The sequence below is a fragment of the Metabacillus herbersteinensis genome, from assembly GCF_042433335.1.
GTDB classification, from domain to species: Bacteria; Bacillota; Bacilli; order Bacillales; family Bacillaceae; genus Metabacillus; species Metabacillus herbersteinensis.
Genome location: NZ_JBHLVO010000013.1, coordinates 22,807 through 41,396, shown reverse-complemented (window position 1 = coordinate 41,396; position 18,590 = coordinate 22,807). Strand labels below are relative to the sequence as shown.

Annotated in this window: 16 protein-coding genes; 15 read left to right on the top strand and 1 reads right to left on the bottom strand. The window is 37.0% G+C overall.

Features of this window, described 5'->3' with window-relative positions; all coding sequences use genetic code 11:
- The first annotated feature begins 12 nt into the window (after positions 1 to 12).
- The 6 genes from pucD to ACFFIX_RS15305 all read left to right on the top strand — a co-directional run bounded on the left by pucD (position 13) and on the right by ACFFIX_RS15305 (position 5,907).
- On the top strand, positions 13 to 2,301 hold the full coding sequence (gene pucD, locus ACFFIX_RS15330) for a xanthine dehydrogenase subunit D (RefSeq protein WP_378935469.1): 2,289 nt from the start codon (positions 13 to 15) through the stop codon (positions 2,299 to 2,301).
- Positions 2,292 to 3,320 (top strand): 2-oxo-4-hydroxy-4-carboxy-5-ureidoimidazoline decarboxylase, encoded by a 1,029-nt coding sequence (uraD, locus tag ACFFIX_RS15325; RefSeq protein WP_378935467.1) that lies wholly within the window; start codon positions 2,292 to 2,294, stop codon positions 3,318 to 3,320. The genes pucD and uraD overlap by 10 nt, the downstream gene beginning before the upstream one ends.
- Before the next feature lie 14 nt (positions 3,321 to 3,334).
- Complete coding sequence (gene pucL, locus ACFFIX_RS15320) at positions 3,335 to 4,291, top strand: factor-independent urate hydroxylase (RefSeq protein WP_378935465.1); 957 nt, start codon at positions 3,335 to 3,337, stop codon at positions 4,289 to 4,291.
- Positions 4,284 to 4,643 carry a hydroxyisourate hydrolase gene (uraH, locus tag ACFFIX_RS15315; RefSeq protein WP_378935463.1) on the top strand — a complete coding sequence of 120 codons (360 nt, stop codon included), beginning with the start codon at positions 4,284 to 4,286 and terminating at the stop codon, positions 4,641 to 4,643. Before pucL ends, uraH begins: the two co-directional genes overlap by 8 nt.
- Before the next feature lie 470 nt (positions 4,644 to 5,113).
- Complete coding sequence (locus tag ACFFIX_RS15310; RefSeq protein WP_378935461.1) at positions 5,114 to 5,452, top strand: MerR family transcriptional regulator; 339 nt, start codon at positions 5,114 to 5,116, stop codon at positions 5,450 to 5,452.
- 2 nt (positions 5,453 to 5,454) lie between these two features.
- Entirely contained in the window at positions 5,455 to 5,907 is a 453-nt protein-coding gene (locus ACFFIX_RS15305) for an SRPBCC family protein (RefSeq protein WP_378935459.1), read from the top strand.
- A gap of 192 nt (positions 5,908 to 6,099) precedes the next feature.
- Here ACFFIX_RS15305 and ACFFIX_RS15300 read toward each other — a convergent pair whose 3' ends face one another.
- Complete coding sequence (locus ACFFIX_RS15300) at positions 6,100 to 6,669, bottom strand: hypothetical protein (protein WP_378935457.1); 570 nt, start codon at positions 6,667 to 6,669, stop codon at positions 6,100 to 6,102.
- A gap of 351 nt (positions 6,670 to 7,020) precedes the next feature.
- On the opposite strand from ACFFIX_RS15300, the gene ACFFIX_RS15295 reads away from it, so the two are divergent.
- The 9 genes from ACFFIX_RS15295 to araB all read left to right on the top strand — a co-directional run bounded on the left by ACFFIX_RS15295 (position 7,021) and on the right by araB (position 18,520).
- Entirely contained in the window at positions 7,021 to 8,160 is a 1,140-nt protein-coding gene (locus ACFFIX_RS15295; RefSeq protein ID WP_378935455.1) for a GntR family transcriptional regulator, read from the top strand.
- A gap of 167 nt (positions 8,161 to 8,327) precedes the next feature.
- Entirely contained in the window at positions 8,328 to 9,584 is a 1,257-nt protein-coding gene (locus ACFFIX_RS15290; RefSeq protein ID WP_378935453.1) for a sn-glycerol-1-phosphate dehydrogenase, read from the top strand.
- 71 nt (positions 9,585 to 9,655) lie between these two features.
- The gene (locus ACFFIX_RS15285; protein WP_378935451.1) at positions 9,656 to 10,342 is read left to right on the top strand and encodes a YesL family protein; all 687 of its coding nucleotides are present in this window, start codon (positions 9,656 to 9,658) and stop codon (positions 10,340 to 10,342) included.
- Positions 10,343 to 10,617: 275 nt separating this feature from the next.
- The gene (locus tag ACFFIX_RS15280) at positions 10,618 to 11,949 is read left to right on the top strand and encodes an ABC transporter substrate-binding protein (protein WP_378935599.1); all 1,332 of its coding nucleotides are present in this window, start codon (positions 10,618 to 10,620) and stop codon (positions 11,947 to 11,949) included.
- Positions 11,950 to 12,067: 118 nt separating this feature from the next.
- The gene (locus ACFFIX_RS15275) at positions 12,068 to 12,958 is read left to right on the top strand and encodes a carbohydrate ABC transporter permease (RefSeq protein WP_378935449.1); all 891 of its coding nucleotides are present in this window, start codon (positions 12,068 to 12,070) and stop codon (positions 12,956 to 12,958) included.
- A 38-nt stretch (positions 12,959 to 12,996) separates the two neighbouring features.
- Positions 12,997 to 13,884, top strand: a complete 888-nt coding sequence (locus ACFFIX_RS15270; protein ID WP_378935447.1) for a carbohydrate ABC transporter permease — start codon at positions 12,997 to 12,999, stop codon at positions 13,882 to 13,884.
- Between the two features lie 172 nt (positions 13,885 to 14,056).
- Positions 14,057 to 15,034: a glycoside hydrolase family 43 protein gene (locus ACFFIX_RS15265; RefSeq protein WP_378935445.1), complete on the top strand. Its 978-nt coding sequence runs from the start codon at positions 14,057 to 14,059 to the stop codon at positions 15,032 to 15,034.
- Positions 15,035 to 15,187: 153 nt separating this feature from the next.
- Positions 15,188 to 16,522: an arabinan endo-1,5-alpha-L-arabinosidase gene (locus ACFFIX_RS15260; RefSeq protein WP_378935443.1), complete on the top strand. Its 1,335-nt coding sequence runs from the start codon at positions 15,188 to 15,190 to the stop codon at positions 16,520 to 16,522.
- A 297-nt stretch (positions 16,523 to 16,819) separates the two neighbouring features.
- On the top strand, positions 16,820 to 18,520 hold the full coding sequence (gene araB, locus ACFFIX_RS15255) for a ribulokinase (RefSeq protein WP_378935441.1): 1,701 nt from the start codon (positions 16,820 to 16,822) through the stop codon (positions 18,518 to 18,520).
- The last annotated feature ends 70 nt before the right edge of the window (positions 18,521 to 18,590 follow it).

Below are 18,590 nucleotides of genomic sequence, written 5' to 3'. Positions count from 1 at the left end.
AGGGTGAATATTATGACAATACAGTCTGGATTTTCTGAAATGAAAAGAAAGGTACGTCCTGATGGTCCTAAGAAAGTGACCGGCAAATTGAAATACCTCACTGATTTAAATTTTCCGAAGATGTTATATGGCAAAATTTTAAGAAGCATTGAGCCACATGCGGAAATCTTATCGATCTCAACCGAACGTGCAAAGCAACTTCAAGGTGTAAGGGCTGTGGTTACTTATCAGCATGTTCCTGGCTTAAATGGTTATGGGCTAATCTTTCCAGACCAACCCGTTTTGTGTGAAAATCGTGTCCGATGTGTAGGTGATGCAATTGCCGCTGTTGCCGCAGACACAGAAGAAATTGCAGAACAGGCCTTACATTTAATAAAGGTAGCTTACAAGCAACTCCCAGTGGTGGACAGCCCTGAGGATGCGCTTCATCCTGATGCACCTCTTCTTCACCCAGGAGGGAATATTCTTCATCGTGCTAATTACGAAAAGGGAGATGTGGAAAAAGGCTTTCAAGAATGCTCAGTAGTGGTCGAAGAAACGTATGAGCTACCAAGACAAATGCATGGTTATATGGAAACAGAAGGTGGCGTAATTGTCCCTGAACCTGACGGGAAATTAACCGTTTATGTAGGGTCTCAGCATGGTTTCAAAGACCGTTTTCAACTAGCAAGAATTCTCGATAAGCCAGAGTCGGATATCCGTATCGTTTCAAGTCCAATCGGAGGATCCTTTGGGGGAAAGGATGAATTAAATATCCAACCATATGGGGCAATGCTAGCACTTGCAACAAACTGTCCAGTGAAAATTCACCAAACTAGACAGGAGTCAGTAAGAGCGGGATTAAAACGTCATCCCATGAAAATCACGATGAAAACCGGTGTTAACAATAAAGGGAATATTCTCGCCCATAAGGTCTCAATTATTGCGGATACAGGAGCATATGCCACTTTAGGGCCAGCTGTCTTAGATTTTGCAGTCGAGCATGCACCCGGTCCATACATCATATCTAATATTGATATCGAGGGGTTGTCAGTTTTCACAAATAATGGCGTAGCTGGTGAATTCAGAGGATTTGGTGGAAATCAGGTAACGTTTGCACTTGAGGGACAAATCGATCGTCTAGCGGAAAAACTTCAAATGGACCCATTGGAATTCCGTCAAAAAAATGTAAGGCAAGCAAAGGATCTCGGACCATTAGGACAGCGGATTGCACCAACAAATAGCGCGTATGATGTACTTGAAGTTGTCAAAGGATCACTTTCAAATAAAGTGAAGAAGTGGAAGGAGGATAAAGAAACAAGTGAGAAATGGAAAGCAACAGGTACAGGGGTTGCCCTAACCATGCATGGAGGTGGACTTGGTGTCGGTCGTATCGATCCTGCTGGTGGTCGCCTTTCGTTTACAAAAGAAGGAAAAGTAGAAGCCGCCTTTGGCTTTGAAGAATGCGGGCAAGGTCTTCTGTCTGTTATTGAAACATTAATAATAGAAGAATTTGATTGCATAGAAGAAGATATTAAGATAATCGTAGGCGATACGGCTTTGGTGCCTGTTTCCGGATCATCGACCGCATCTAGGGCAACAAGCATGGTTTGGCATGCCCTGCAAAAAATGAAGGATTCGTTCCGAAAGCAAATTCTACAACAAGCAGAACAAGTCACTGGTATTGATACTAACCAACTCCAAATGGGACCAATTGGGATATGGATAAGTGATCCAACGACAGATAAGAAACCTTGTATTACTTATACCGAGTTGGCACAGGAAATCAATCTACCCATTACAGTTCATACTGCCTTTGACTTTCCAACAAGTCCTGATCCAATTGAAGGAAGTCATTTTTTATACACTTTCGCTGCTGTTACTGCCCATGTAGAGGTGGACCTATTGACAGGTAAAGTCAGGGTATTGAACTTGGACCAAGTAGTTTCAGCTGGACCAGTTGTTAGCGCTATGGGGTATCAAGGACAAATTGAAGGAGGGGGAGTGATGGCCTTAGGCTACACCTTAATGGAGGAAGCAAAGATGGATAAAGGAATCTATCTTACTGACAACTTTGACACTTATTTGATTCCAACAATTTGTGATGTTCCATTCCAGATGAATGTGGAGGCTGTAGAAAAGCTTTTCGATGGGGACTCATTTGGACCTAGAGGAGTAGGAGAGATTGGAACTGTAGCTGTTTCTCCCGCTATCGTAAGGGCTATCTATGATGCGACAGGATGTTGGGTAAACAAATTACCTGTTTCTCCAGAATACCTACTAAAACATACCAGCTTGGGAGAGATAAGAACATGGATATGAACAAATTCGTCCACAATCCAGCTACATCGCCAATCACTTCTAAAAAAGAACTTTCAATTGAAGTGAATCGTGTAAATTATCACTTGCATGTTACACCAACTTCTCGACTTGTTGATATTTTACGAGAAGACTTGGGACTAACAGGTACTAAAATTTCTTGTGAGATCGGCCGCTGTGGTGCGTGTGCCATCCAGATGAATGACCAATTGGTTAATTCTTGTTTGGTTATGGCATATCAAGCAAACAATACTTCCATTTGTACCATAGAGGGAATAGCAGACGAAGATCTCCACCCGATTCAAAGAGCTTTTTTAGAAGAAGGCGGCTTCCAATGTGGATATTGTACACCAGGTATGATAATGGCAGTTAAATCATTGCTTGCTAAAAACTCAAATCCAACAGGGGAACAAATCGGGGAATCACTTTCTGGAAATCTCTGCCGCTGCACGGGTTATGGGGGAATTATTCGAGCAGTTCAAAGTGCCATCTTAACAATGAATAAAAAGGAGACTAAAAGAGACGTGGGCTTTTCAATTGAAAATGTAAATTCAATGAGTAAAGATATGTTCGTTAGTGAAGTGGGGTGGGTGTTTGAACACTCTCCATGGGTAGCAGAGAAAGCATGGGAAAGCGGGCCGTTTCAAACACGTGAAGAACTCTTAAAAACGATGATAAGGATTGTACAAAATGCAGAGGGATCATCACAGTTGGCACTGTTTCGCGCTCATCCTGATCTCGGAACAAAATTGAAAATGTCAGAGGTTTCTAAAAAGGAGCAAGGTGATATAGGTCTTGATTCCCTTTCACAGGAAGAGTTCACTCAGTTTGTTTCCCTTAATAAGAGTTATGTTGAAAAATTCGGGTTTCCTTTTATTATGGCAGTAAAAGGCCAAAGCAAAGAAGCGATTCTTTCTGCAATGGTCGAACGGCTTAAACTCTCCTATGAGGAAGAATGTGATACTGCTTTGAATGAAGTATATAAAATTGCGAGTTTCCGTTTAAACGATAGTATTCGGTAGAGGAGCTAAAGTATATGAAAAGAATGATGTCCTACGGGAAAGCAGATGTTTGGGTATATCGTACCTATGCAAAACCACTTACAGGCGTCCGGACCATTCCAGAATCAGTTTTTACAGGTCGGAAAAATACGCTATTTTGCATGAATGTTAAGGTTGCAGTTGAAGGTGAAGAGTTTCTTTCCTCCTTTAAAGATGGTGATAACACATTTATTGTTGCAACTGATTCAATGAAAAATTTCATTCTAAAGCATGCAGGGGATTATGAAGGTGCAACACAAGAAGGGTTTCTCGAATTTGTCGGACGTCGCTTTCTTGAAACCTACTCGCAAATGACTGGCATCAAGATTTCTGGGGAACAAATTCCCTTTGATGAGCTTCAAGTGCCAGTAAATGATAAGTTTGAACCTAGTCCTTTCGTGTTTCGCTATTCATTAAATGAACAGGCCTTCTCTTCAATTGAAATGAAACGGTCCAAAGACGAAATTACTACTAATGACCAGTTGAGTGGTTTGAAAGGGTTAAAGCTTATTAAAGTACGCGGTAGCTCATTTTACGGATATGTAAAAGATGAATATACAACTCTACCAGAATCCTATGATCGTCCGCTATTTGTCTTTTTAAACATCGAGTGGCGTTATCAGGATATCGAAAATGCAAGGGGAAATACGCTTGATGGGTACGTAGCAGCAGAACAAGTAAGGGATATTGCATATACCGTCCTTCATGAAGAAAACTCACCCTCCATACAAAATCTCATCTATCGAATTGGTCTGAGAATCCTAGGCCGCTTTCCTCAACTAGTAGAGGTTCGATTTGAATCGAATAATCGGACATGGGAAACCGTTTTAGATGAAATTCCTTCCTCCCAAGAAGGAAAAGTATTTACCGAGCCGCGTCCACCTTTCGGGTTTCAATGCTTTTCAATGACACGTGAAGATCTTCAAACAGATGGGAATCACTCGAATGACTAGAAAGATCACGACCCATGTTCTTGATTTGAGTATTGGTAAGCCTGCAAATTGTGTATTAGTGGAGTTGTGGCTGGTCTCTTCAGATAACAAGTTCGAATTCATTCAAGCTGACTATACGAATGAAGATGGAAGAGTAAACCAGCCACTCCTGGAGGGTAGCAACATGAAAGAGGGAATCTATGAACTTCGTTTTCATGTAGGAGATTATTACCAAAATCGTGAAACTTTATGTTTAGATCCTCCGCTCCTAAATTGTGTTCCCGTTCGCTTTAGGATTTCGGAACCTATCTCTACCTATCATATCCCGCTGTTGATTTCACCAGGAGGATACAGTACCTATCGAGGCAGTTAAGGAGGACAATATGGAGACAGAGCAATGGGTGAAGAATGGGATAGTATTCACTGAACATGGATTTCAAGAGGTAACCATTAAAATAAAAGATGGACAATGCATTTAACCATGGGAGGAAATAGTATGAATGAGTTTCCAACTAATATGGCTGAAGCAATTGATTAGTTGAAAACATCGTTAATAGTTAAAACAAATGGCTGCTACCGTTTTACAAACACACTAATTGTGCTTTATATTTTGACTGGTTACGAATTTGTAACCAGTCTATTTTTATACTTAGAATACAAAGAAAACAGAAGGTAATGAATTTCGAGGGCATATTATACTACACAGATATAGACTCCTAGTACATAATTAGTAGGTTAAATAAGAGTGCTATGATTTGGGTTAAGTCCGAAGAGATGACTTGTAAAAATAAAGATTGACCCTGTGGTGTACCCCACAGTTTATTATTTAGGTCGGAGGTAAATATGTACAAGATTAGTGAATTTGCTGAAATGACTGGCTTAAGTAAAGAAACTTTACGTTATTATTCAGAAGTTCAATTACTTGAACCAGCTTACATCGATCCGAATAACAACTATCGCTATTACGATGATGGTAGCTACTTTCTTGCTATCCTTTTAATGAAATTGAGAAGATTTGGTTTTACCATCCAGGAGATGATTTCTGTGATGAAGGATGAATCATTTGCAAATTTAGAAGATTTGTTGAAACAAAAAAGAAATAAAATACAGATGCAGATTGAAGATCTACGTCATCAAGCTGAAGAGATTGATGATTTTCTTGCATCTGGTAAGGAGGAATAGACATGATTCAATGGAAAGAAGAAACAATTATTGAGGCTGCTATTGAAGAAGTGTGGAGTTTATTTCTTGATAAAAACATCAAGAAAATAATGACTAAAGTGGAGGAACATACATTAATTGAAAAGAAGGAAGAGGAGGTGGGTGCAAAGCATAGACAAACATATCGCGAAGGAAAGCGTTTGGAAACATATATTGTCGAAACCTTAGCGTATGAAGTTCTTGAGGACAAAAAACATAAGCAAATTAGCTTTGTTCTAGGAAAGGCTTTTGAGATTAATCTTACTTTTACATTGTTAAAGATTGACGATACCCACACGAAATTTATTTATGAGGGGCAAAATAAGGGAGTTAACTTTGTAGGCAGAGCTATGTTAAAACTAGGCAGTGAGAAAAGCAACAATAAAGTAGTGCAGGAATTTATGCAAAGGGTTCAACAAGAAGCGTTAAAAATATAGTATTTAGAAACCAATTATCTTAACAAAGTAAGAACTTTAAAACTCAATTAAGAGATCTTAGTTTAAAAACGAGAAGATTTTGGAGAACAAAAAAAACTACGGCTCGCTCCGTAGTTTGATTTTTATAATGTATAATTCCTTTTTCTAAAGACCTATTTTAAAATGTAATTATTTTAAGAAGAATAATAGTCTTCAAGTTTCCTGTGTGTTATCGATGTCATTCCTCTTAAATAACTGGAAACTAATCCACAGGATTGCGATGGCAAAGAGAGGTTGTGCCACGTAATATCCGATGGGAATGAAATCTAATATAGGAGCAATAATCAACAAGATTCCACTAATTTTGGATAAGTAGCCTTTTTTTGCAACAAGGATTCCGATTAATACCCACCCTATCATGAATATAGCAAAAGATCCCATTTGACCCCCAATTATTAGAGAAGGAGGTTGATCAACAAACTCCGGTGCGTGTACACTAAGTGCTGGCACGACAAAGGTATGAACCCATTTAACTCCTATCACTAACCCAGTTCCGATTATGCATATGATAAAACTAACCAAACCAAAGGTACCGCTATTCTTCATATGGATATGATAGATTGCAATAATAACAAAAATTAAGAACAACGTACCTGCTAAATCAAGATACTTCCCGAAACTGCCATCAGGTGAAATAAACATTAGGATTATCATAACAATCGTTAGAAGTGCTCCGACTATTCCAAACCCAGCCAACCATTTAATTACTCTAGAAGATGTCATAAGTGGCCCTCTCCTTTGCTGTAATGTGTTATCTCAGTTGTCCTGACCTCCTAATCAATACGATTGTGATTATTGAACCTGATTAAGTCTATGCTACCCGTTATGAAATTTAGAACACTTACGTAATGAGGTAGATAGAAATATGAATCTTCTACTAAAAGAAAAATCCTTAAAACCCGCTAAATTACACATAGTCCATTTCTTGCAATAAACACGTAATTAATTAGTATTCAATATTTTTATTAAAATTAGTGGGAAGATCATTTTTAAATTGTATGTTTATGGTGTATAATTAATTTAGTTGTACGAATAAGTTAATTCGGTAACATACAAGCTGAAAGTGGTGACATAATGGCTCAACAAACGAAAGTCAGCATGGTAAAACAAAAAGTAAAAGCATGGATTGTCGAAGGAAAGGTACTACCGGGCGAAAAAATATATTCAGAAAATGAGCTAGTTAAAATGTTTGAAGTTAGTAGACATACAGTGCGCCAAGCTGTTGGGGACCTTGTTCATGAAGGATGGTTGTATAGAGAGCAAGGAGCAGGAACCTTTGTCTCAAATAGATCATCTCAATCTCAAATTCAACCTGTTAGTTCTTCAGGAAAAAACATAGGCGTAATCACAACATATATTTCTGACTATATCTTCCCATCGATTATTAAAGGAATAGAATCGTATCTTTCAGCACATGGCTACTCTTTAACATTTGCTTGTACGGATAATGATCCTGAAAAAGAAAAACAATGCTTGGAAGCAATGTTAAACCGTAATATTGATGGTTTGATCGTAGAGCCTACTAGAAGTAGCAGCTATAACCCAAATCTTCACTATTACTTAGAAATGGAGCAGAATAATACACCATATTTAATGATAAACCAATACTACCCACAATTAAATCCTCCCAATATTATTTTAAATGATGAAAATGGTGGATTTATTGCAACTGAACATTTGATTAAGTTAGGTCATAAAAAAGTGGTAGGCTTATTTAAAAGTGATGATATCCAAGGTTTAAATCGGATGCAAGGCTTTATTCGTGCATTTAGAGAAAATGATACTCCGTTTTTTTCTGAGATGATTATAACCTATACTACGGAAGAAAAAGAAGTCACTTTGCTACATAGACTTAAAGAAATCCTCATCTCTGAAGATAAAAGACCAACCGGAATTGTATGCTACAACGATGAAATTGCTATTAATGTATTGAACTTATTAAGAGAGCTTGAAATCAAAGTTCCTGACGACATATCGATTGTTGGTTATGATGATTCTTATTTAACGGAAGCGTCTGAAACCAAGATTACCTCAGTCACTCATCCAAAAATGGATATGGGGATTGAGGCCGCTAAATGGATTGTTGCAGCAGTTGAAAATAGAGAAAAAGATACAGTTGAAAAAAGGCAGAAAGTATATGAGCCCGAGTTAGTCATAAGAAACTCAACAAGTGCCATTCTTAAACAGCACAATAGCAACAAACACGTAATCTAAACAAGCCATATTTTCTGAAGATAGTTTCTAATAGAAAAGTGGATCAGCTTGAAAATAAAGTATCGCCTGAGGTGAGAAAGCGGATGTGGTCTGATGCCAATCGGAGATTCACCGATTGCTTACATTCGCTTAAAACCATAGTTCATACGATTAGGAGGATTACCTGCATGATCGCTCTAAAAGAACTTTCGGATCTAACTAAATATTGTACGTGTGGTAACCGTCATTTTGATATTTCGATCGATGAAATTGTGATCGGTCACGATGCTTTACATCAAGCTGTCTCCTACATAAAAAATCATCAGTTTCAAAAGGTTGCCATTATAGCGGATCAAACGACTTATAATGTAGCAGGTGAGAAACTATCAAACATGTTAAAAAAATTAAACGTTAACCATGAAGTCGTGTTGATTCAACCGAATGAACTTGATGATGTTATTGCGGACGAAACCTCCTTAATTCAGGCCATGTTAGGTATTCAACAGGATACAGATGTTGTTATCGCAGTTGGATCAGGAACGATCCATGATATAGCTAGGTTCTCAAGCTTTAAAATGGGAAAGCCTTTTATCTCAATTCCTACAGCCCCATCTGTTGATGGTTTTAATTCAATGGGGGCACCTGTTGTAATAAAGGGAGTAAAAACAACCTATCAAATGCAACCACCTATTGCATTATTTGCAGACATCACGATATTACAGCAAGCTCCAAAGCAAATGATAGCTGCAGGCTTTGGCGATATGATCGGAAAATATACTTCTCTAGCGGATTGGAAGTTTTCACAACTTATTGCAGATGAATCTTATTGTCCTCTTGCTGCTCAGTTAACAGAAGAAGCGCTAGAAGAATGCGTTAAATCTATTGATCAGATTGCAGAGGCAAATGAAGTAGGGGTAAAGATCTTAATTGAATCCCTCGTACAGTCAGGTTTAGCGATGCTTTTAGTTGGACATTCTTCACCAGCTTCTGGTGGTGAACATCATTTATCCCATTATTGGGAAATGGAATTTCTAAAGCAGGGAAAAGCACAGGTACTTCATGGAGCAAAGGTTGGAGTTTCAGCACAACTCATTTTAAATTTATATAAAAATGACGTTTTAAAGCTAGTTTCTACTATTGAGAGTTTAGAAGATTTAGATGCAAAATCTAAAGATAAACTCAATAACGTGATAGAAAAACAGAAAGATGTCGTGGAGGTTTTAAATTCACTACCAGACGCGACAACTTTATCAAACTTATTACAAAAATTAGAAGGAGTTATTCTTCCAGCTGAACTAGGAATTAGCTCTGAACTTGTCCGAAACAGTTTAAATGAGGCACACCTTCTAAGAAACCGCTACACAATGCTGAAGTTCTGGAATGAACATGTAGGGATCAGAGCCGCAGCCCACCCATATTCCGCACGAAAGAGTATTGAATTATGATAACTTTATGCTTAAACTAACTTAATTTAAATAAATCAACAGAAAAATTGTTTGGTGGAGAAGGGACTTATATGCAAACAACTTCAATTTTTGATGGGATATTTAAACTCTTAGAATGGTTTACACGTTTCTCATTAGCAAATCTCCTTTGGGTATTCTTTAATTTACCTATTAGCTTTTTAGTTGCTACCATATCTTTTACTGATGACAAGGCTTTTATCATGTCTACGTGGTTTATCATCGCTTTATTAGCTCCGTTTGTTTTTTTTCCAGCTACTACAGCTATGTACGCTGTTATCAGAAAGTGGATTATGGGTGAGCCAGACATATCAATCATACGTTACTATTGGAAGTATTATCGAGAGAACTATAAGAAGAGTTTAATAGGTGGTGCTATACTTGTTCCAATTTGGGTGATTGGAATAGTTGATGTTTATTTTCTCTTTAATAAAAGTTTATTTTTCAGCATTGTTTTTATCATAGTTTTACTGTTTTTGTTTATACTAACAACTTATTTCTTTGCTGTAATCGTTCATAATGATGTGAAAATCAAAAAGGCATTCAAACAAGCATTCCTTTTTATGTTTATTAATCCGTTTAACAGCTTCTTTATTGGATTGCTAAATCTTGTTATTCTCTACTTTTGCTTAATGAAGTTCACTTTCTTAATTCCATTTGTTATGGGATCAGGAATAACCTGTCTTGCCTTTTGGAGCTATTACAGGAAACATATAAAAGTACAACAATTAAAGTCGTAATAAACGAAGAGTCAGGACTCCCAAGAAATTCTGACTCTTTTTTGTGTAAATCATTAAACGTACGTACATGTAGATGGATTTCGTTCTTCTACATGTATTTATTTTTATGAAAAGCGTTGACATGTACGAACAGGTATAATACTATATATTTAAAGAAGCGCTTACAAAACGAAATATTCTATAAACTATTTTATAGAAGTAAACCGCATTGTTAAGTAAGTTTCCTTTATCTATCAAACGGGGGGATTAATTTGTTTAAAAAGAAACTTGGTAGAATGATATTTATGACTATGTTGGTTGTAGTTATTACTGGTGTTCTTAGTGCATGTAACAATGAAAGTGCTGGTGGTGAAGATGGTAAGGTTGTTAACCTTACATTTATGTTTAGTGGGCAGCCTCAAGAACAGACAGCTTATAAAAATGTGGTCAAGAAGTTTGAAGAAGCAAATCCTAATGTAAAAGTAAAAACTGTTGTAACAGCTGGGGATCAATACGACACGAAATTACAAGCAGCAATTGCTGGGAAAAGTGTTCCGGATGTATTCTTTTATAATCCTGGAAACTTAAAAGCCTATGTTAACGCAGGCGTTTTAAAAGATATTACAGAATTAGTTGAAAATGCTGAAGGCGTTAACATATCTAAAATTTGGGAAAGTGGAATTAATAAATACCGTTATGATGGAGAAGTTGCTGGACAAGGTGCAATCTATGGAGTACCAAAAGACTTAGGACCTTTCGCATTCGGCTATAACAAAACAATGTTTGAAGAAGCTGGAATTCCATTACCAGATCCAGACAAACCTTATACAATGGAAGAATTCCTAGAAGTGAATAAAAAGCTAACGATGGATAAGAATGGCGATGGAAAAACTGATCAATGGGGCACAGGACTTAATGTTTCCTGGTCATTACAACCGTTTGTGTGGAGTAATGGTGCAGATTGGTTAGATGAAACAAATACAAAAGTAACGATTGATGATCCGAAGTTCATTGAATCTTTACAATACTTTGCTGATTTACAAAACGTTCATAAAGTAACACCTTCTGTTGCTGAAGGTCAAACACTTGATACGTACCAAAGATGGATGCAAGGTCAAATCGGTTTCTTCCCAGTCGGTCCTTGGGATATGGGAGCTTACAAAGATTTGAAATTCGAATATGATTTACTACCATGGCCAGTTGGTTCTACTGGAGAAACGAAAGCATGGATTGGTTCACTAGGAATTGGTGTATCTAGTAAAACAGAACATGCTGAGCTTGCGGCTGAACTTGCATTATACTTATCAGCTGATGAACAAGGGCAACAAGCCTTAGTAGATCAACAAGTACAGTTACCGAATAACACAGATGTTGCTGCAGAGTGGGCTGCTGATACTTCAATCAAACCAGCTAATAAAAAAGAATTCTTAGAAATTATTGAGACTTACGGTCGTGATTTACCAACTAACTTCACGTATACAGCTGAATGGTATGATGAATTCTATAAAAATATCCAACCTGTTATAGATGGTAAAAAGACTGCTGAAGAATATGTAAAAGAAGCACAACCAAAAATGCAAAAACTTTTAGATAAGTCCATCAAACAAGAAGAACAGTCTAAGAAGTAATGTGAAATGTAAATTTGTGGTGCTAGAGTAAGTGACTAGCACCATCTTAATTTATTAAACGCTTTAATGGTTGATTAAGGTTTATCATTTACCCTTTTAAGAGAAATGGGGAGAAAAGATGAAAAAAACGTCTAAGCTTTATCAAAGTGAGCGAAGAAATGCTTACATATTTGTCGCCGCGCCTGTCCTAGGATACTTTTTATTTATTTTACTACCAACACTTTATTCTCTTTATGGATCATTTACAAACTGGAATGGTTTAGGGCAAATGAATTTTATCGGTCTATCAAACTATCTAGATCTTTTAAGTGACGAGTCTTTTCATAAGACAATGTTTAATACAGTGTTTATGATGCTAGGTATTCCACTCGGACTAGTTTTAGCTCTTTTGCTTGCGCTTGGGTTAAATAGAGCTATATTTGGGACCGGAGTTTTTAGAGTACTTTATTACGTTCCTGTTATCTCATCTATTGCTGCGATTTCTATTCTTTGGCAGTGGGCTTATAACGGAGATTATGGATTAGTAAACCAATTTTTAAGTATCTTTGGAATTGATGGTCCAAGCTGGTTAATGAACAAAAATACTGTAAAACCAGCCTTAATCCTTATGACGGTTTGGAAAGGCTTAGGATATAGCATGCTACTATATTTAGCTGCCTTGCAAAGTGTACCGAAAACGTATTATGAAGCAGCAAAACTAGATGGTGCAAATGGTTTACAAGTATTCAGACATATAACATTACCTATGGTTAAACCAGTTACCTTTTTTATCGTCGTAACATCGATTATAGGGGGAGCCCAGATTTTTACAGAAATTAATGTTATGACACCAACGGGAGGACCTGAATTCTCATCAGCAACTGTCGTATTTTATATTTGGCAAAAGGCTTTTGGGAATTTCGAAATGGGTTATGGTTCTGCTATGGCAGTTGTACTCGGTCTCTTTATCTTTATCATTACTTACATTCAATTTAAAGTGAATGAAAAATCATCATATGAGCTTGATTAACTGTTTTTATATGTAAGCAGAAAGGAGTGGAGGGTAAAATGGAATTGGTTTTAAAGAAAAAAACCGAGACTAAGGTAAAGTATAGATCTGAAAAGCAGGACCGAAGAATTATTGATATCATTATTTTTATCTTGTTGTCGGTTGGGGCTGTTTTTATGGTGGCACCACTTCTATGGATGTTTTCAACATCCTTTAAAGATATTCAAGAAGTATATGCACTGCCTCCAGTATGGATTCCGGAGTCATTTAATGCGATAAAGTATATTGAAATTTGGGAAAAAGGCCCATTATTAAGCGGAATTAAGAATAGTTTAATAGTGGCTGTTACGGTTACTGTAATTGGAACTTTTACTTCTAGTTTAGCTGCATTTGCCTTCGGGAAAATGGATTTCCCATTCAAGAATCAATTGTTTTTATTATTATTAACAGCAATGATGATTCCTTATCCAGTTGTGATGATTCCTCAGTTTATCATATTTTCACAAATTGGATGGATTGATACGCTTTTACCGTTAATTGTACCAGGATTGTTTGGAAATATTATTATGATTTTCTTCCTAAGACAATATTTAACAAGTATCCCGAACTCCATTATCGAGGCTGCAAAGATCGACGGATGTTCATACTTTAAGATCTTTTACAAGATTATCTTTCCATTAGTGAAACCAGCAGTTGCTGCACAGTTAATCTTGTGGTTTATGGCCATTTGGAATGATTATCTTGGACCAATTTTATACTTGAATTCACCTGAGAAACAAACGTTACAACTTGTTATTGCAAACTTTAACTCTACTTATGCCATACAAAGTGATTATCCGTTAATCATGGCTGCATCAATAGTATCCTTACTTCCTATGTTAATCGTGTTTATAGTTTTCCAAAAACAGATTATCGAATCGGTTGCGATATCAGGAGTAAAAGGATAATAAATGTAGGAAATGAATAGGCACATTCATAGCATGAGTATTCTAAATATTAAATGAACTAAATATTGGTGACGGTGTTAAAGCTAAACTCGCAGCTTAATCTAGCGAGTTTACCAACTCCTACCACTTTTTCTTTACCAATCAAAACAGATAAATGTAAGGAGCTGTAATTATGATTAACTTTAATGTTAAAAATCCGCTTATTGAACAACGTGCAGATCCCTTTATTTATAAACATTCAGATGGATATTACTATTTCACTGCTTCAGTACCTGAATATGACCGACTAGAACTTCGTCGTTCAGAATCGATTCAAGGATTAGCTGACGCAGAAGCAAAAACGATTTGGGTTAAGCACGACACTGGCAAAATGAGTGCAAATATTTGGGCGCCAGAGATTCATTATCTTGATGAAAAGTGGTATGTGTATTTTGCTGCTGCAAGAACATCTGAAACAAAAGATGGATTATTTGATCACCGCATGTTTGTACTTGAGAATTCATCTGCAAATCCGTTAGAAGGAGACTGGGTGGAAAAAGGTCAAGTGAAAACAAAGTGGGAATCTTTTGCTTTAGATGCAACAACATTTGAGCATAAAGGAATTAGATACTACGTTTGGGCGCAAAAAGATCCGGACATCGTCGGAAATTCTAACTTGTATATTTCTGAAATGGAGAACCCTTGGACACTTAAAGGTGAACAAATTTGTATTACAACACCTGAGTATGATTGGGAAAAAATTGGCTTTTTGGTAAATGAAGGTGCAGCTGTTCTAAAACGAAATCGTCGAATTTTCATTTCATTTTCAGCAAGTGCAACTGACTTCAACTATTGTATGGGATTATTAATGGCTGCTGAAAACAGTGATTTATTAGATCCGACATCATGGCAAAAATCTTCTAAACCTGTTTTTACAACGAATGAAGAAACCGGGCAATATGGACCAGGTCACAATAGCTTCACTGTATCTGAAGATGGGTCACAAGATATCCTCGTGTACCACGCAAGAAATTACAAAGATATTGAAGGGGATCCTTTGTATGATCCTAACCGACATACGCGTGTTCAGGCGATTGAATGGAATGAAGATGGAACACCTAATTTTGGCGTACCCGTTCCAGATACGAAACCTGTTTTAAGTAATAAATAATTATTTGAGGCTGATTAGTGATAGTCAGCCTTTTTTGTAATATAAAAAAATAGAAGGTGGAGATTTTGTTTAATAAAAAATCAATTATATGGCTATCTCAAGATGGAACAGCCATATGGGGAAAGAGACTCTCTGAGGAGGAGGAAGAATAACGTGATTTATCCTAAAGAACCAATTAAATATGACTTGTATGATGAATTAATTGCAGATCAAAAAGAATTATGGACAATTCATAATGTTCATGATCCAGCGCTAATAAAAGACGGAGATACCTATTATGTTTTCTCGACAGATGCAAAGGTTGGAGGAGGGGAACTAACAGGTGGTATTCAAATTCGAAAATCGAAGGATTTAATTGAATGGCAATGGGAAGGTCATGCATTTGAACAGATACCTGAGGAAGCATTTGCATGGACAGGTGCGAAAGGGCTGTGGGCACCGGATGTGACAAAATACGGTGATACATACTATTTGTATTATGCAGCATCGCAATTTGGGAAAAATCAATCATTTATTGGAGTAGCAACTAGTAAGCATATTGAAGGTCCATTGACAGATCAAGGTGAGGTATTCAAAACAGAACATGGAAAAGACACCCCAAATGCGATAGACCCCAATATAACGTTTGACGAGAACGGAACTCCTTGGATGGTATATGGTTCTTTCTTTGGTGGCATTTATCTTTGTGAAATTGATCCTACTACCGGTAAATTAGTAGAACAAAACGAGGGGAGATTAATTTCTAGAAGACCTCATAGTGTTGAAGCTGCAGTTGAGGGACCGTACATTTTGTATCATCCTGAACTGAAGAAGTACTATTTATTTGTTTCGTATGATTCACTGTTCAATACCTATAATATTCGTGTCGCAAGAGCAGATCACATTGAGGGACCTTATCTCGATTTTGATGGGAATGATATGACGGATATTGAAATTGAACCAAATAAGACTGGTATGAAAGTGCTTGGTGGTTATAAGTTTGGTCAGGAAGAGGGATGGATCGGACCAGGACATAACTCTATCTTGAAAGATGGTGAAGACTATTTCATTTGCCATCACGCTAGAGGTGAAAGGACAAAAAAACATCACGCTCTGCACATTCGTAGAATTGTCTGGACAGAAGACGGCTGGCCGCTTGTATCACCAGAACGATATGCAGGTGAAAAAGAGCAGTCTATAGATCCTGATGCTATGGCAGGGACATGGGAATGCATTTTATTAGATAAGCATGAAAATAACCAGATCTTTTCACATTCAATTGAACTACTCCCGAATGGAAAAATAGCCAATGAAGAAAATGGGTATTGGAACTATGTAAACGATAACTTATATGAACTATTTCTAAGTGGTAACTTTGGTAAGCAAAGCATCATTGTCCTAACAGCATGGAATTGGAGTAACTGGAGTCCCACTCTTGTCTTTACAGGTAAGGATGAAGATGCCAATGTCATGATCGCTAAAAAGGTAAGTAAACGGATAGAAGAATAATTAAAGAGGATTCGTCTCCACTTGTAAGGATAAGCAATCAGAAAAAAGTACAAATTCAAAAGAAATATAAAGAGATTGTTAAATATGTATTGAAAAAAAATAAAAAAGTGCTAATATTTACTTAAGGTTATACGTATGAGTTGGTAATTTTTTTAAAAAATCGTCCAATGAAAGCGTGTTTATTTGTTAAAAATACTAATTTTATTGAACTTGTACGTTTGATGTATAAAAATATAACTACTTATCTCATTAATTGTAAAGATGTATGTTTAATAGAATGAAGTTGGGGTGATACGCATGACTAAATATTCAATTGGTGTGGACTATGGAACGCAATCTGGAAGAGCAGTACTTGTGGAAATTGGTACAGGAAAAGAAGTTGCAACAGCAGTTAAACCATATACTCATGGAGTAATGGATGAATTTCTACCTAATGGCAAAACAAAACTTAAAAACGACTGGGCCTTACAACATCCAACTGATTATATAGAAGTGTTGGAAACGACAATTCCAGAAGTTTTAAAACAAGCTAATATCTCTGCTAATGATGTAATTGGTATTGGAATTGATTTTACAGCATGTACAGTTTTACCAATCAATACGGATGGAACACCTTTATGCTTGACAGAGGAATTCAAAGATCATCCTCACAGCTTTGTTAAGCTTTGGAAGCACCATGCAGCACAGGATGAAGCAAATCGTTTAAATGATATTGCTGAAGCAAGAGGTGAAAGTTTTCTTCAACGATACGGCGGGAAGATTTCATCGGAATGGTTAGTACCTAAGCTTTGGCAGATTTTGAACGAGGCACCTGAAGTTTATGCGGCAACCGATCAATTTGTTGAAGCAACAGATTGGGTGATTTATCAATTAACAGGTGATTTGAAAAGAAATAGCTGTACTGCTGGATATAAAGCAATATGGCATAAGCAAGATGGATACCCATCTAAAGAGTTTTTTAAAGCACTTGATGGTCGTTTAGAAAACGTTGTTGAAGAAAAATTATCGAGTAACATTCATCCAATCGGCTCAAAGGCTGGAGAACTAACAGAACAAGCTTCAAAATTAATCGGTCTAAATCCAGGAACAGCAGTTGCAATCGCAAACGTAGATGCACATGTTGCTGTACCTGCTGTCGGAATTACTGAGCCTGGTAAACTATTAATGATTATGGGAACGTCAACATGTCATATTTTACTAGGTGACTCAGAAAAGGTTGTCCCTGGTATGTGTGGAGTTGTTGAAGATGGTGTGATCCCTGGGTTAATGGGCTATGAAGCGGGTCAGTCCTGTGTAGGAGATCACTTTGAATGGTTCACTGAAAATTGTGTTCCTGCAAGCTACTACGAGGAAGCCGAAGCTAAAAAGGTTAGCATTCATCAACTATTAACTGAAAAAGCATCAAAGCTTCAGGTTGGTGAAAGCGGTTTAGTTGCCTTGGACTGGTGGAATGGTAACCGTTCAACACTAGTTGATGCAGATCTAACAGGTGTATTATTAGGTGCTACTTTACTTACAAAGCCTGAAGAAATCTACCGCGCACTTATCGAAGCTACTGCATATGGAACACGTACAATTGTTGAAGCCTTCAGAAATAGCGGAGTTCCAATTTATGAAGTTTACGCATGCGGTGGAATTGCTGAGAAAAACACACTTATGATGCAAATATACTCTGATGTATTAAACATGGATATCCGCATTTCAGCCTCTTCACAAACACCAGCACTAGGATCTGCAATGTTTGGAGCTGTAGCAGCTGGGAAAGAACGTGGCGGATACGATGATATAAAAGATGCTGCAAAAGAGATGGCTAGATTAAAAGACGATATCTATCAACCAAAACAGCGTAATGCTCAAATATATGACCAATTATTTACAGAATACTCACGTCTATATGAATACTTTGGACGTGGTGAAAACAATGTTATGAAAAACTTGAAGAAAATTAAGAAAGCAAGTGTTTCTCAGGCTCAAGATAAAATTGAAATTACACAATAATCTTTTTGCGAACGAACTTGATATTGGGTGGAGTGGTGACTAAAAAAGATTTACTCCACCCTTCAAAAGA

Coding starts and splice junctions, on each gene's coding strand:
- pucD (WP_378935469.1), top strand. CDS start 13: ATGACAATACAGTCTGGATTTTCTGAAATGAAAAGAAAGGTACGTCCT.
- uraD (WP_378935467.1), top strand. CDS start 2,292: ATGGATATGAACAAATTCGTCCACAATCCAGCTACATCGCCAATCACT.
- pucL (WP_378935465.1), top strand. CDS start 3,335: ATGAAAAGAATGATGTCCTACGGGAAAGCAGATGTTTGGGTATATCGT.
- uraH (WP_378935463.1), top strand. CDS start 4,284: ATGACTAGAAAGATCACGACCCATGTTCTTGATTTGAGTATTGGTAAG.
- ACFFIX_RS15310 (WP_378935461.1), top strand. CDS start 5,114: ATGTACAAGATTAGTGAATTTGCTGAAATGACTGGCTTAAGTAAAGAA.
- ACFFIX_RS15305 (WP_378935459.1), top strand. CDS start 5,455: ATGATTCAATGGAAAGAAGAAACAATTATTGAGGCTGCTATTGAAGAA.
- ACFFIX_RS15300 (WP_378935457.1), bottom strand. CDS start 6,669: ATGACATCTTCTAGAGTAATTAAATGGTTGGCTGGGTTTGGAATAGTC.
- ACFFIX_RS15295 (WP_378935455.1), top strand. CDS start 7,021: ATGGCTCAACAAACGAAAGTCAGCATGGTAAAACAAAAAGTAAAAGCA.
- ACFFIX_RS15290 (WP_378935453.1), top strand. CDS start 8,328: ATGATCGCTCTAAAAGAACTTTCGGATCTAACTAAATATTGTACGTGT.
- ACFFIX_RS15285 (WP_378935451.1), top strand. CDS start 9,656: ATGCAAACAACTTCAATTTTTGATGGGATATTTAAACTCTTAGAATGG.
- ACFFIX_RS15280 (WP_378935599.1), top strand. CDS start 10,618: ATGATATTTATGACTATGTTGGTTGTAGTTATTACTGGTGTTCTTAGT.
- ACFFIX_RS15275 (WP_378935449.1), top strand. CDS start 12,068: ATGAAAAAAACGTCTAAGCTTTATCAAAGTGAGCGAAGAAATGCTTAC.
- ACFFIX_RS15270 (WP_378935447.1), top strand. CDS start 12,997: ATGGAATTGGTTTTAAAGAAAAAAACCGAGACTAAGGTAAAGTATAGA.
- ACFFIX_RS15265 (WP_378935445.1), top strand. CDS start 14,057: ATGATTAACTTTAATGTTAAAAATCCGCTTATTGAACAACGTGCAGAT.
- araB (WP_378935441.1), top strand. CDS start 16,820: ATGACTAAATATTCAATTGGTGTGGACTATGGAACGCAATCTGGAAGA.